Here is a 13,908-nt window from a genome sequence, read left to right as displayed (position 1 = left end):
GAGGACACCATGCGGCATACCGCAGCAACCCTTCCGCTGGCGATGCTGGCGTTGGCCATCAGTGGCCAGCTGGCGGCGCAGAATACGTCCGCTACGGCTGGCACCCGGCAACTGGATGCGGTGAGTGTCACCGCCGTGCGAGGCGCACGCAGCGTGGCCGAGATCGCCGGCACCGTGTATGCCATCGAGCGCGAGCAGATTGCCCAGCAGATCACTGCCGGGCGCAGCACCGCCGACATCCTCGGCCAGTTGGTGCCGTCGCTGGCGCCGGCCAGCGGGACCACCAGCAACTACGGCATGACCATGCGTGGCCGCAGCGTGCAGTTGATGATCGATGGCGTGCCATTGACCGGCGCACGCGATGGGTCGCGCCAGCTCAACAGCATCTCGCCGACCATGATCGAGCGCATCGAGGTGATCTCCGGCGCCACCGCGCTGTATGGCGCCGGTGCCAGTGGCGGCATCATCAACATCATCACCCTGCAGCCCGGTGAGCAGCCGGTGCAGCTGGCCAGCCAGTTCGGCCTGCGCAGCCCCTCGCATCTGTCCAGTGACACGCTGGCCTGGAACGCCGCGCAGACCATGACCGTGCGCGGCGATCAGTTCAGTGGCGCGTTCGGCGTCGCCTATGGCCGGCAGGGCGCATCGCTGGATGCGCATGGCCGCCGTGTCGGCCCGGAGATCGCGCAGACCGATCGGCAGGACACCGAGACCCGCGAACTCAATGCGCGCTTCGACTGGACACCGACGGACAGCCAGCAGTTGAGCGTGGGCGTGCGCTGGTTCGACGATCAGCAGGACAGTGATCATGGCCCCGACTATGGCCCGCGCCTGGCTGCGCTGTTCAACCCAGCATTCACGCCCAGCCACCAGGCGCTGCCCGGCCTGCTGCTGGAGGCGCAGCCGCGTACCCGGCACCAGGGAGTGAATGCGCAGTACCGCAACCGCGATGTACTGGGCGGGCAGGAACTGAGCGTGGAAGCCTATTACCGCAACGAGCAGGGACGCTGGTTCCCGTCGGTGTCGACGCTGGTGCACCCGGCACTGCGCGGTGGCTTCGCCTATGTGGCGATGCAGTCCAATACCGATATCGATGTGTGGGGCCTGCGCACGGCGCTGCACAAGGGTTTCGACGTGGCGGGCCGCAGCCTGCAGCTGTCGTACGGCGTGGACCACGAGCGCGAGCAGGACAGCCAGCGCGGGCAGATGTATGACATCAACCGCTTCATCGCCAGCAACGGTCTCGATTACCAGCCCACCGCGCAGTACGCGATGGGGCCGGACGTGCGCGTGGATACCACTGGCCTGTTCCTGCAGGCCGACCATTCGCTGAGTGAGCGCTTCAGCGTGCAGGCCGGCGTGCGCCACCAGATCCTGCGCAACCGCGTAGAAGACTCGCTTCCCTACACCGAAGCGATCACCGCCGATGCCGTTGCCGGGTATCAGCCGCACCTGCTGCGGGGCGGCCGCGTGCGCCACTCGCAGACCCTGTTCAATGCCGGCGTGGTGTACCGGCTGGATGCATCGCAACAGCTGTTCGCCAACGTCTCGCAGGGCTTCAGCCTGCCGGACACCCAGCGCATGCTGCGCGATGTACCGGCAAGCTTCGTCATCGACAGCCGCAACGTCGGCCCGATCAAGGTCGACAGCTATGAGCTGGGCTGGCGCCGCAGCGATGCATCGCTGCAGAGCGCGGTGACCGCGTTCTACAACCGCTCGGACAAGACCGTGCAGTTCAACCGCGACTACAGCGTGTCGGTGGCCGACACCGATGAGCGCGTGTGGGGCGTGGAGGCCAACCTGCGCTACACACCGACGGCGCAGCTGGAGCTGGGCGCAAGCCTTGCCAGCACCCGGGGCCAGTACCGCGATGCTGCCGGACGTTGGCGTGAGCTCAATGCGTTCCGCGTTTCACCCTTGAAGGCGGGTGTGCATGGGCAGTGGCGCTTCGCCAATGACAGCCTGCTGCGCTTGCAGGGACAAGTGGTGGGCGGGACCGATCGTGCCTGGCGCGATGCACCACTCGCAGCGATCAGTCCCAGCATCCGCGCTACCCCGGCGGCGAAGGTCCACGGCTATGCGGTGTTCGACCTGATCGGCGAGCTGCCGCTGGCAGGCGGCCGCTTCAGTGTCGGCATCTACAACCTGGCCGATCGTGACTACCGCACGGTCTATGGCCAGCAGGCCGAGGCGACCTACGGGAAGATGTCCAGCCTGCCGGCGGCAGGGCGGACCTTCTCGATCGGGTATCGGGTGGAGTACTGAGCCGGGTATGCACTGCGCTAAAGATTGACGCCGATTTCCATCAAAGTTTGGCGCGCCCAAAGCGGAAATCGCTCTCTCCATCGCAATTCATTGAAACTCCTAAGGTTTGGCGGGGGCGTTGGCGATTGGGCGCAGGACTTCGGTCGCATCTAGCCCATCCTGACTTGGCTTAGCGGCTGTGATGGGCCCAGAAGGAGATCAAACGTCGCCTGGCCCAAGTCAGCAGAACTGGATCTCCTGCGGCTGTGCGCTCAGATACAGCGAGATAGGGTCGAGCACATGAGTTGGGCCAGCAAGCGGCGCAGGTGGGGTACTCCAAAGCTCAACCCCGTCGGCGTCCACGCTTGCGCTCTCGGGCAATAGATCCGCGTTCTCCCAATGAACGGCCAGTCGCCGAATCGATGGAATTTATGGGATCTCATCGGTACGAACGCACTTGGAGGCTGGCGGCCCGATTGACGTCCAGGACGAAATGACAGGTCTGGCATCGGACTGACGCAGGTCTGAGAGGGCACCCCTTACCAAGTCGATCAGTACGGTAGATCGGCGGAGCATCCCAAGCGCAATCGTCAGTCCAACTGCTGGTGAGAACAGCGACGTCTGAACATGCCGGCTTGGCCAGAATGAAGTGGCCGTGGCACGGCCCGAGGTGCAGATCAGCATGGGTTCGCCCGCAGAACATGGAGCTGACATGCACGGGCCGCTGTCGCGTTGTAATGTAGGCGATAACGTGAAGCGCACTGGCGATGTACGCCGCAGTGCTTCAGCCATGGGAACGGCGACCTCTGGGGGAGAGGCATGATACGAACTATCAATATTCAGGGCTTCCGCAGCTTCGATCCAGCCTCGAGCACTCCGATTTCATTTGATCCAAGCAAGCGCGTCGCCTACTTCTATGGGCTCAATGGCGCGGGCAAATCCGCGATTGCCCAGGTGATTCAGGGCTTTGCGACCGGTCAGAATGCTGTTCCCAGTTGCACAGTACGCGTGTTTCCCCAAGACACAAAGTACGAATACTTGGTCTACAACGACCACTTCGTCGAGGCCAACTTCCGCAACCGAAGCGATATGCCAGGAATTTTCACCATTGGTGACCCTGAGTCGTCCGCCCTTGAGGCCGCTGAGGGCTTGGAGCGTGAGCTCATTGCGTGGCGTGGTCAGTACGATAGCTTGGCTGAGCAGGAGCAGTTGCGCCAGATAGAGGCAAACAAAGCCCATGAGAGTGCCATCAGAGGAGTATGGAAGAGCTACACCGCGCTAAAGGATGGGCCCTTCAAGCCTTGGGTGCCTTACGGCAACTCCAAGCAGCGCTTCTTTGACGTGCTCCAAGCCAAGGCAAAGCTTGCCTGTGATGGTGAGCCGCCGGAACTGGAGAAGCTCGAGCAGTTGCTTATCGAGCTTGGCGACAGCAACGCGATGCCCAAACCTCGGGTTGTCGTCGACCTGCCCAATTTTGACCGTATCGAACAAGATGAGATCTGGCCCGAACCCATCCTGGGCTCAAGCGATAGTGCTCTTTCTGCGCTGATCAGGGACATCGACAATTTTGATTGGGTCAGTCAGGGGCGGCCCTATGCTGATCAAAGCCATGACCTCTGCCCGTTCTGCCAGCAAGGTCTTCCTCCGTCTTTCCGCCAAGAGCTTGCAAAGCTATTTGATGCAAGCTTTGAAAGGCGTGTAGAACGGGCAAAGCTGCTCGCGTCCTCCTATGCCACCTATGTCGCCAATCTCGAGGGGGCGATCAACGGCCTTCTAGCGACCGAGCCGTTCGCGGCAGAAACCGACGCACTCCGGCTCGCTTGGGCAAACGCAAGTCATCTTCTAAACGAGAACGCTCAGCGCATGGCGACCAAGTCGGAGTCGCCACAGAGCTCTATCGAACTGCACTCAACCCAGGCACTGATGGCCCTGCTAGATGGTGTGATTGATGAAGTCTCCAAGCGCGTCGATGAACACAATCGGCGCTTGAGCCGCCGACAATCTGAGTTAAAGCGAATCGAGAGTGCATTCTGGATGCGTCTCTGCGCTGACAACGAGGGCGTCCTGACGCTCTTCAAGACCACGGCAAAGGCAGCTGCGGACGCATTGGAGTCCATCCGTGAGTCGAAGGACAATCTTCAACGGAGCATTGCACAAGCAGAGCTAAGTCTAGTTGAGCTTCGTGCAGCCAGCGGTGGAACCGAAGAAGCCGTCGTCGCCATCAATGCCCGACTGCAGTCGCTGGGTGTCGACTCCTTCAAGATCGAACGCCGCAATGACGATCTGTACCAGCTGGTACGCCCTGGCAAGGGTCAGGACACTTACGGATCACTGAGTGAGGGGGAGAAGACCCTCATTACGTTCCTGTACTTCGTGGAGCTGATCACGGGTTCGTTCGCATCAAACGCGTCCTCTCCACTGGAAAGGAAGATTGTTGTGATCGATGATCCGATTTCCAGTCTTTCGCACAATTTCGTGTACGACATTGCAGCTACGATCTCTCGAGACATCATCGGGCTGAAGAACGCGCAGGGTAAGCGGGTGAAGCAGGTGATTGTGCTTACACACAGCCTCTTCTTCCTCAATGAACTCATTAAAATCACCAAGAAGGCAGATTCCCTGCAACTGCAGCGCGTCGTAAAGAAACGATACTCGGCGGTTGCGCCTATGAAGATCGAAGATCTTAAGAATGACTATGAATCCTGGTGGCAGGTAGTGAAGGACGCCTATCAGGACTTGGTGAGCTCTGCCACTGTAGCCAATGCAATGCGGTGCATCTTGGAGCGGTTCTTTTACTTCACCAAGCAGCAGGAGTCGTTCAACACTGCGATGGAGAAGCTAGCTGCGCAGGACCGGTCATTCCTGGCTCTAAGCCGCTACTTGGCACATCACTCCCATGGTGATGCCAATACGTTGACCGACTTCGGTGAGTACGACGTTGGCTACTGCCTGATCAAGTTCAAGGCAGTTTTTGATGAACTTGGCTTCGCCGAACATCATCGCGTTATGGCAGGGCTGCCTGAGCAGGCAGCGCGGTAGCAATTGGGAGGGGGTTGGAGCCTGTATGCCTCTACATCAGAGATTGTGCTCTGAGCTGAATTCACAGCTGAATGCATGGGGATGCGCCCAGTGCAGGCCGGACGGGTGGTCTCCACCAATCTCCAGCACGCTAAGCTGCAGAATCTTCCCATCGGGGCAATGATGCCCACGGTCAAGAACATTCCCACCCGCGTGCGCATGCTGGTAAGAGCGTTGTAGGAACGGCTGAGGGACTGGCCGAGCATGGGATGCGTCCAAGCGACTGTGGCCAAGACCGCTGAGTCAATTCAAAGAGGATGCAGATTCCGCTGAGGCGTCCTTGGTCTTTACGTACTGCTTGAGAATCCAGCCTTCAACCTCGCGTTCGTCCACATGATTCCTGTAGCTCACCTTTAACCAACGGCTGTGCTTCCCGGTGACGGCGACCAACTGATTTGGATAGACGGTATCCACGACGAAACCCTTTCCCGGAGACGAGCGAACCCTCAGTCCTTGAGTACCAACTATGGCGCCATTGATGGTCGGAGAAAGGCGCTCGGCGATCTTGTCCATGGACTGCGCGATCGACTTCTGGACGGCCATTGACTCGATATGTCGCTGCTCCTGCACACTCTGCTGCGCTCCTTGTTCACGCCTGTCCAGATGCTGTTGATACACCTGAAAAAAGGTGAGAAGGAAGTTAAGATTCGCAAGGTAGAAGAGGATCTCGCTCTTGAGCTCCATCTTCGTTTGACTAGACGCGGACCATGGGATAGCCGGGAGCGCTTCGATGGCATCGGCAATCAGTGCAACATCGCGGCCGATCTTCTCGGGAGCAAGATCATTGGACGCGAGTAAAGATTCAATCGTGGACTGTGCAAGGTCCGGAGATTGTTCGCCGGCCTGATCGTTGGCAGAGGCGAGATCCATCCAGCGCTCAACCAAGGTCGATGTCGACAGTTCAGCATGTGCCCTATCGGCGGCTTCTGCCGCTGCGTTTGACCACACTGGGGGCTTGCCCAGAATGGTACGCATGATCTTGCCGATGTCCATCGATCGGCGTGCCTCGGCATCTGCGATCCAAGTGGCCACAGACGAACCTTGGATGGTCCTCATCAACGAGCCAATGGCGTCGCTGGACGCGTGCTGCCCAATCAGGCTCTGGATATTAACGAATGAGTCAAGTCGAGAAAGATCTGACTTTGGCAGGAAACTTTGAAGCAAGGCAGTCCTAGAGCCAATCTGATCGAGGGCATCCAGATAGGCCGGTCGAGATCTCTGCAGGGCATTGGCCACGTCAATGACACTCGAACGCTCCATCATTCGGCCCAGTTGATTGACGCCAGAGCGGTTAATGATCTGATCGATTCGGGCAGCCCGCGCCGATGCTGCAGTAAAGGAGTTACCAAAGTTCAAGCCCGCGAGCGCTTGACCAATGGTGTCCAGATGCGAGAAATCTTTGATCATTCTGTTTCCAGATCCCATGGATGGACGCTTAGCCAGGTAACCGCGCCTGCAACGCTCTGCACTCTTCGTTCCAGGGGAGGTCATTGTCCTCAATTGCGCCCTATTCATCATGAATGGGTGGCCCAATCAGCGAAGGCATAAGTCGGGTCGGGGGCCGAGATGCGCAGACGTTGCCACTACAGAAGGTTTCGACGCGACAGCCTCGTGGGGATAACTGCCTGTAGGAGTGCGATGGCACTCTCGCTGTCCCAGAAAGCAGGGGGCTGCACACAGTCTGGAGGTGGATCCCGCCGGCGCAGTTCAAAGGAGGCTAAGAAGAGCTCGGGCTTGCGGCCGAAAAGTGATTACAGGCTGTCCTTGTTCAGCCCGGTAGCACGCAGCAGATCGGCAACGGTGTAAGCGGCGGGAGCTTGGCTCATTGCACGTGCTCTGAGACGCAGAGCTTTGCCTGCCGGAGGTGTCTGAACGCCAAGATTTAGCAGATGATTTGCGGAAAGATTGGCGATACACCGAAGACCTTCCCTCGGGGGCTTGCGATTCTGCGCCAAACTTCCCGTAGAAGTTGCCATGTTTGGCGCAGGCGCCAATCTTTACGCGCCCGCATAAGGGGGTAGTCCCCCCCTACCGTTCGTCGGCCCATGACTTCCGGGGGGTTGACTACAGTTGTCGTCACACTGAAAGTGGCGACACGTGTAGTCAAGGGAGTGGTGTCATGCGTGGCAAGACGATCGGGGACCAGGAACTGGCCCTGCTGCAGTACATCGATGAACATGCGCCGGCCAGCGTCGGTGAGGTCGCCAGTGGCTATGGCGAGGCCCGTGGCCTGGCCCGGTCCACCGTGCTGACGATGATGGAGCGGCTGCGGGCGAAGGGGTATCTTCGTCGCCAGCAGCAGGACGGCGTCTACCGCTACCAGGCCACGCGTGGCCCGGAAAGCGTGCTGCAGGGTGCGGTGGCCCAGTTCGTCGACAACACCCTGCAGGGCTCGGTGTCGCCGTTCGTGGCCTACCTGTCGCAGCGCCAGCAGGTCAGCGACAACGAGCTGGCCGAGCTGGAAGCGCTGGTCGCCGAACTCCAATCGCGCCGCCACGAGGGCTGAGCCATGGACACCACGATGCTGATCCCGTTGTTGGAACGGCTGGGCTGGACCAGCCTGCAGACCGTGCTGCTGGTGGCCCTGGTGTACGGCGTGTGCCGCGCGCTGCCGTCGCTGTCGGCGGCCACCCGCTGCCGCCTGTGGTGGCTGGTGTCGCTGCAGGCCGTGCTCGGCCTGTTCTGGAGCCAGCCGCTGCAGCTGGCCTGGCTGCCGGCACCGCAGGCGGTGGCGATGACCGCCACTGACGTTGCCGCAGATCTGGTCTACCCGCTGGCGCCGGAAGCCTCGGCGCAGCTGCTGGCGACGATGCCGGTGCCTGCAGCGAACGTGCCGGCAGTGGCGTGGTGGGCCGTTGCACTGGCTGCGCTGTGGGCATCCGGTGTGCTGCTGATGGCCCTGCGCACCTTCGGTGAGTGGCGCCGCTGCCGGGCGCTGCTGGCCGCCGCCTATCCCTGCGAGGACGAGGCGCTGGTGCAGGCGCTGCAGCTGGCCTCCGATGCCCACGGCGTACGCCCTGCGCCGCGGCTGTGGATGAGCGCGCAGGTGGACGCACCGCAGCTGGTCGGGCCGTTCCGCCCGGTGCTGCTGCTGCCGGCCGGCGACAACGCCCTGCAGGGTGATGCGCTGGACCTGGCACTGACTCACGAACTGCAACACCTGCAGCGGCGTGACCTGCAGTGGGGCCTGCTGCCCGCACTGGCCCAGCACCTGTTCTTCTTCCACCCGCTGCTGCGCCTGTCGGTGCGCGAATACGCACAGGCCCGCGAAGAAGCGGTGGATGCGGCCGTGGTTGGCCAGCATGGCGCGAGCCGTCAGGCCTATGGCCGCCTGCTGTTGCAGCTGGGCGTGGCACCGCAGCCACACCTGGGCGTGGCCAGCGCCGCGCCGAACACCACCAGCCTCAAGCGTCGCCTGCTCTCGCTGCAGCCGCGCCGGGCCTGCCCGCGCATTCTGGCGATGGCACTGACCGCCGTCGTGGTGCTGGTGGGCGTGGCACCGATGCGGCTGGTCGCTGCGCCAGTGCCACCGGCACCGCCCGCGCCGCCGGCCGCACCGAAGGCCGTGGTGCCGCCGCCGCCGAAGGCTCCGAACGCGCCGCCCGCAGCGCCTTCGGCCGCGCGCGTTCCGGCCGTGCCGGTGGCGCCCGCGCCGCCTGCCGAGCCGGCCGATGTCGAGGCGCTGTCAGGCCCGGACGATGCCGATGTGGCGGTCGACGTGGATGTCGATGTGGATACCGACATGCACAGTGAACATTCGACTTCCCACACCACCTCCATCACCACCTACGGGCGCCTGGACCTCGGCAAGTCGCCGTCGCAGGCCTACGTGCTGGTCGATGGTGATTCGACCTTCGCCAATGGCGGCATCGACGATGTAACGGTGGCCCGCAGGCAGCTCGGCAAGGGGCCGGCGCTGTGGTTCCGCCAGGGCGACAAGCGCTATGTGGTGCGCGACCCGATGCTGATCCAGACCCTGCAGCGCGCCTACAGCGGCGCCGCAGACCTCGGTCGCCAGCAGAGCGAACTGGGCCGCCAGCAGAGTGCGCTGGGTCGCCAGCAGGGCGAACTCGGCAGGCAGATGGGCGAGATGGGCCGCCTGCAGGGCGAGGAGGCGCGTCGCATCGCACTGGCCGCCACCGAGGCTGCGCGCAGCGCGATGGCCGCGCATGACATCAACCGCGAAGCGGCGGCGGAAGCGGCGAAGGCGGCGCGCGGTGCGGCCCACGATGCGGCTGCTGCCGCGGAAGCGGTGAAGGCGGTGCGTGGCTTGACCGTAGACGTGGCCGGTGTGCGTGAGGCGGCGCGCAGCGTGACCAACGACATGGCGGGCGCGCGTGAGGCCGCCGCCGAGGCACGTCGTGCGATGCAGGAAGCCCGCAGCGAGGCCGCGCAATCCGGCCGCACCCGTGACATGCAGCGCCTGGCCAGCCAGCAGTCTGAACTGGCCAGCCGACAGGCGGCACTGGGCAGCCAACAGGCCGCGTTGGGCGAGCGTCAGGCACGCGTGCATGCGCAGGCGTCGCAGCAGGCACAGCAGGTGATCGCGCGCGCACTGGCCAGCGGCAAGGCCGAGCGCCTCTGAGCGGTAGTGCCGGCCGCTGGCCGGCAATGTAGGGTGCCGGCCAGCGGCCGGCACTACCCTGAGGCGATCAACCGCAGCTGGCGCGCTCGATGCGGTTCTGCGCATCCACCTGCACGGTCACGCGGTCCTGGCGGAAGTCCATGGTCACCGCCATGCCCGGCTTGACCACCCGTGCACCGCGCGCGCCGCTGTCAGCCACCAGTTTCTTGATCGTGGCTTCGTCGGCGGTCTTGCCGGTGAAGGCATCCAGCGCCTCCGGCCTGCATTCGTGCGCGGCATCGGCCACGGGCGCTGGCGCGGGATCGTGGGTGGTGCTGCTGCCGGCGTGACTGCAGGCGGCCAAGGGCAGGATGGCGAGCAGGACCAGGGGATTGAGGCGCATCGTCGGGCTCCAGGCATGGATGGTGGCGGCAGTGTCACCGCTGCCACCGTCAGGCTGCGTCAACGCCTACTGCCCGACCAGCGCCAGGGTTTCGCGCTCACGTTGTTCTTCCCGTACCAGCCGCTGCAGCAGCAGGGCCAGGGTCACCACGTCCTGGTGGTTGTGGTCGGCCACCCGGCGCAGGTTCACCGCGTCGCCGCCGCGCAGGAAGCGCAGCCATGCGCCCGGCGCTTCAGAACCGGGCAGGTCGTCCTCGCGCACCACGCGCAGCAGCTGGCGCTCGATGGTGGACAGCTTGCAGTTCTCCCACGTGCCGCGATAGCGGCGACGGGTCGGATAGAGCAGGTCGACGTGATCCAGCGCGCTGATCGGGCAGCGCTGGCGGGCCAGCCGGTAGCGCGCCTTCAGCAGCGGCGCATCGTAGCTGCGGCCGTTGTAGCTGCAGAACACGGTGGACGGCTGCAGCCAGCGGGCGAAGGTGGCCAGCATCGCGTCCTCGGCGGCCATCGTGGCCATCAACAATTGGCGGATGCGCAGGCCTTCGCCGCGTTGCGGGCACGCATGCCAGTCGGCGGCCCCGATCATGAAGGCGCGGGTGCCGGTGCCGCCGGCCAGGCCGGTGGTCTCGGTATCGAAGAACAGCAGGTCGAGCGGGGATACGTGTTCGCCTTCGCGGCGGGCGAAATCCAGTGACAGCGGCTGTGCCGGAATGGGCTGCGGCTGCAGCGATTCGATCAGGAACAGGCCCGGTGCGATCTCCTCACCGGGCAGCTGGCGATCCTGCGCGCTGGCGCGTGCCGGCGCGGCTCCACCCCGCGAACGCAGGCCGAGCAGGCGATGCAGGCTGCCCACTTCCGGCCGACGCAGCGGTGCGGGTGCCGGTGTGGAGGCCGCTGCACCGGTCGGCTTGTGGCGGATTTCCTGTTCGACCCAGGCGAACACCGAACGCTCGGCCGGTGGTTGCCGCGCATCGTTGGCGGCAACCGGTGCCGCAGGTGCTGCGGGCGGCGGCTCGGGCGCAGCCGGCGTGACTGCCTTCGGGTCACCGGCCTGCTTCCGCAGCAGGCGCAGCTTGTCCAGGCTCAGGCTCACGGGGCCAGCAGCTCCATCGGGTCGCGGGTGGTCACCACCACGTCGGGCACGTGCTGGCAGGCCTCGGCATCGAACAGGTCCAGCACACGCAGCGCCAGCGCGCGCGGCGAGGTGTCATCCTCTTCCTGCGCGGCCAGCACCGGGCCGACACAGGCCGGGCAGCCGGCCTTGCAGTCGCAGCGCTGCACCAGTTCGCGCGCGCGCTGTACCAGCTCGGCCTGGCGCTGCCACAGCGGTTCGCTCAGGCCGACGCCGCCGGGGAAGTTGTCGTACAGATACACGGTGGGCACGAACTCCTGCAGCAGTTCCACCACACCGGGATCACCTTCGCTGCCACGCAGCTGGCCACGGCCGCTCTGGTCGGCAATCGCGAACCAGGCACCATCGCCGTTGCCCACGGACTTCTGCAGGTCGCGCGCATCGGCCATCACCGCCACGGTGGCGACGATGTGCAGCGCATACGCGGCGCCGAGGAAGCCATCCAGCGCATCCTGCTTGCTGGCGAACGCGCGCAGCAGCAGCGCCTGCGGCAGCTGCCACCACACCGCAGTGGTGTGCAGTTCCTGGTCGGGCAGGTTCACCGGGCCGTAGCCGATGTTCTCGTGGGTGTAGTAGCGGATCTTCTTGTAGCCGGCCACGCGGCGCACCACGTGCACTTCGCCATGATGCGAATCCCCCCGGCCGGCCACGCCGCCGTCGAAGCGGTCCAGCACCTTGAGCTTGGTGAAGTCGATGCTGTCGGTGTAGTAATCCACATGCGTGCGGGTGACATAGGCCTTGCGGCCGTCCCAGTCGAGCGTCTCCACCTGGTAGGGCGTGGACTGCACCATGTGGATGGCACCTTCATACAGGGTGAGTGCGGCAGCGGAATAGTCGACCTCGGCGATGATCTGCTGGCGGCCATCGCTGCGATCGACCACCACGAAGTTGCCGTCGGCCACCGCGCGCAAGCTGACCGCGTTGGCCGGATAGCTGTCGGCAATCCATTCCCAGCGTTCGCCTTCGCGATGGATCACCTCGGTTTCGGCCAGCGCTTCCAGGAACACTTCCGGGTCGATCGGGCCGAAGCCATCGCCGACCCGGAACGGCAGCTCGAAGGCTGCGCAGCGGATGTGGTCGAACAGGATCAGTGGCTGGTCCGGCGCGATGCGCGCGTGCTCGGGCGAAGCCTCGGCGAAGAAGTCCGGATGCCGCACCACGTACTGGTCCAGCGGCTGCGAACTAGCCACCATCACCCCAAGCGCCGGCTGCTGGCGGCGGCCGGCGCGGCCGAAGCGCTGCCAGGTGGCGGCCACGCTGCCGGGGTAGCCGTTGAGGATGACCACGTCCAGGCTGCCGATATCCACGCCCAGCTCCAGCGCCGAGGTGCTGACGATGCCGTCGATGTTGCCGGCGCGCATCGCACGCTCGGTCTCGCGGCGCTCGGTGGGCAGGTAGCCGCCACGGTAGGCGCGGATGCGCGGCGGCTTGCGCGGGTCGTGGTCGAAGATGTCCTTCAGGTACTTGGTCAGCACCTCGACCATCAAGCGGGTCTGCGCGAACACCAGGGTCTTCAGCCCGGACTTGATCGCGATGCGCGCGATGCGGTTGCTCTGCGAGCGTGCCGAGGCGCGCAGGCCCAGGTCCGGATTGATCACCGGCGGGTTCCACAGCAGCACCTGCTTGGGTCCGCTGGGCGCGCCGGATTCGGTGATGGCGGTGACCGGTGCCTCGATGAGCGCCTCGGCATGGGCCTGCGGGTTGCCGATGGTGGCCGAGCACAGGATGAACTGCGGTTGCACGCCGTAGAACGCGCAGATGCGCTTGAGCCGGCGCAGCACGTTGGTGACATGGCTGCCGAACACGCCGCGATAGGTGTGCACCTCGTCGATGACGATGTAGCGCAGGTTCTCGAAGAACTGCGCCCACTTGGTGTGATGCGGCAGGATCGCCTGGTGCAGCATGTCCGGGTTGGACACCACGATGTCGCCGTGCAGGCGGATGGCCTGGCGCGCATCGCCCGGGGTGTCGCCATCGAAGGTGAAGGCCTTCACCCCGAGGTCGCCGGCACGGTTGAGCTCCAGCAGCTCGGCCACCTGGTCCTGGGCCAGCGCCTTGGTCGGGAACAGGTACAGCGCCTTGGCCTTGTCCTGCATCGCTGCGCTGACCACCGGCAGGGTGTAGCACAGCGACTTGCCGCTGGCGGTGGGGGTGACGATGGCCACGTGCTCGCCGCGCTGGCTGGCGTCCCAGGCCTCGGCCTGGTGGCTGTAGAGCTGTTCGATGCCACGCGCCTTCAGGGCGGCAGCCAGGGCCGGCGGAACCGAATCGGGAATGGGCGCATAGCGGCCTTCGCGGCCGGGAATGGCAAAGCTGCCGGTGATGCGGTCCTGGTAGCGGCGCTGCAGGCGCGCGCTGAGCAGTGCGCCGTCGCGGGCGGGCAGGCCATCGCGGGTGGCGAGCTTCTGCTCGGCATCGGCGGTGCGCTTGGCGAGTTCGTAAGCCATGGAAAGTGGAGCCGGGACGGATTGCGAGGGGTCACATGGCA

General features: G+C 64.4%; 8 protein-coding genes. 4 read left to right on the top strand and 4 right to left on the bottom strand.

All coding sequences use genetic code 11. From position 1 onward, the window contains the following. Positions 1-9 precede the first annotated feature (9 nt). Positions 10-2,265 carry a TonB-dependent receptor gene (locus QRO95_RS12245; protein ID WP_285302663.1) on the top strand — a complete coding sequence of 752 codons (2,256 nt, stop codon included), beginning with the start codon at positions 10-12 and terminating at the stop codon, positions 2,263-2,265. Positions 2,266-3,063: 798 nt separating this feature from the next. Then, a complete protein-coding gene (locus tag QRO95_RS12240; protein WP_285302662.1) occupies positions 3,064-5,283 on the top strand; it encodes an AAA family ATPase in 2,220 nt (739 codons plus the stop codon). Between the two features lie 282 nt (positions 5,284-5,565). Here the strand turns inward: QRO95_RS12240 and QRO95_RS12235 are convergent, their stop codons facing one another. Then, the gene (locus QRO95_RS12235; RefSeq protein ID WP_285302661.1) at positions 5,566-6,729 is read right to left on the bottom strand and encodes an SH3 domain-containing protein; all 1,164 of its coding nucleotides are present in this window, start codon (positions 6,727-6,729) and stop codon (positions 5,566-5,568) included. A 712-nt stretch (positions 6,730-7,441) separates the two neighbouring features. Between QRO95_RS12235 and QRO95_RS12230 the strand changes: the two genes are divergently transcribed. Together QRO95_RS12230 and QRO95_RS12225 are read left to right on the top strand one after the other, a co-directional pair. Then, complete coding sequence (locus tag QRO95_RS12230) at positions 7,442-7,828, top strand: BlaI/MecI/CopY family transcriptional regulator (protein WP_004133922.1); 387 nt, start codon at positions 7,442-7,444, stop codon at positions 7,826-7,828. Between the two features lie 3 nt (positions 7,829-7,831). After that, a complete protein-coding gene (locus QRO95_RS12225; RefSeq protein WP_285302660.1) occupies positions 7,832-9,907 on the top strand; it encodes a M56 family metallopeptidase in 2,076 nt (691 codons plus the stop codon). A 67-nt stretch (positions 9,908-9,974) separates the two neighbouring features. Here the strand turns inward: QRO95_RS12225 and QRO95_RS12220 are convergent, their stop codons facing one another. The 3 genes from QRO95_RS12220 to QRO95_RS12210 form a co-directional block, all read right to left on the bottom strand. Then, positions 9,975-10,289 (bottom strand): I78 family peptidase inhibitor, encoded by a 315-nt coding sequence (locus tag QRO95_RS12220; protein WP_088023101.1) that lies wholly within the window; start codon positions 10,287-10,289, stop codon positions 9,975-9,977. Positions 10,290-10,355: 66 nt separating this feature from the next. Then, positions 10,356-11,381: a ribonuclease H-like domain-containing protein gene (locus QRO95_RS12215; protein ID WP_285302659.1), complete on the bottom strand. Its 1,026-nt coding sequence runs from the start codon at positions 11,379-11,381 to the stop codon at positions 10,356-10,358. Beyond that, positions 11,378-13,867, bottom strand: a complete 2,490-nt coding sequence (locus QRO95_RS12210) for a DEAD/DEAH box helicase (RefSeq protein WP_285302658.1) — start codon at positions 13,865-13,867, stop codon at positions 11,378-11,380. Before QRO95_RS12210 ends, QRO95_RS12215 begins: the two co-directional genes overlap by 4 nt. Positions 13,868-13,908: the final 41 nt, after the last annotated feature.

It is taken from the genome of Stenotrophomonas maltophilia group sp. Smal13, assembly GCF_030236855.1.
GTDB classification, from domain to species: Bacteria; Pseudomonadota; Gammaproteobacteria; order Xanthomonadales; family Xanthomonadaceae; genus Stenotrophomonas; species Stenotrophomonas maltophilia_A.
This window is presented reverse-complemented; position numbering and strand designations above follow the sequence as displayed.

Excerpts from the sequence above, each read along its gene's own strand:
- QRO95_RS12245 (WP_285302663.1), top strand. The coding sequence starts at position 10 with ATGCGGCATACCGCAGCAACCCTTCCGCTGGCGATGCTGGCGTTGGCC.
- QRO95_RS12240 (WP_285302662.1), top strand. The coding sequence starts at position 3,064 with ATGATACGAACTATCAATATTCAGGGCTTCCGCAGCTTCGATCCAGCC.
- QRO95_RS12235 (WP_285302661.1), bottom strand. The coding sequence starts at position 6,729 with ATGATCAAAGATTTCTCGCATCTGGACACCATTGGTCAAGCGCTCGCG.
- QRO95_RS12230 (WP_004133922.1), top strand. The coding sequence starts at position 7,442 with ATGCGTGGCAAGACGATCGGGGACCAGGAACTGGCCCTGCTGCAGTAC.
- QRO95_RS12225 (WP_285302660.1), top strand. The coding sequence starts at position 7,832 with ATGGACACCACGATGCTGATCCCGTTGTTGGAACGGCTGGGCTGGACC.
- QRO95_RS12220 (WP_088023101.1), bottom strand. The coding sequence starts at position 10,289 with ATGCGCCTCAATCCCCTGGTCCTGCTCGCCATCCTGCCCTTGGCCGCC.
- QRO95_RS12210 (WP_285302658.1), bottom strand. The coding sequence starts at position 13,867 with ATGGCTTACGAACTCGCCAAGCGCACCGCCGATGCCGAGCAGAAGCTC.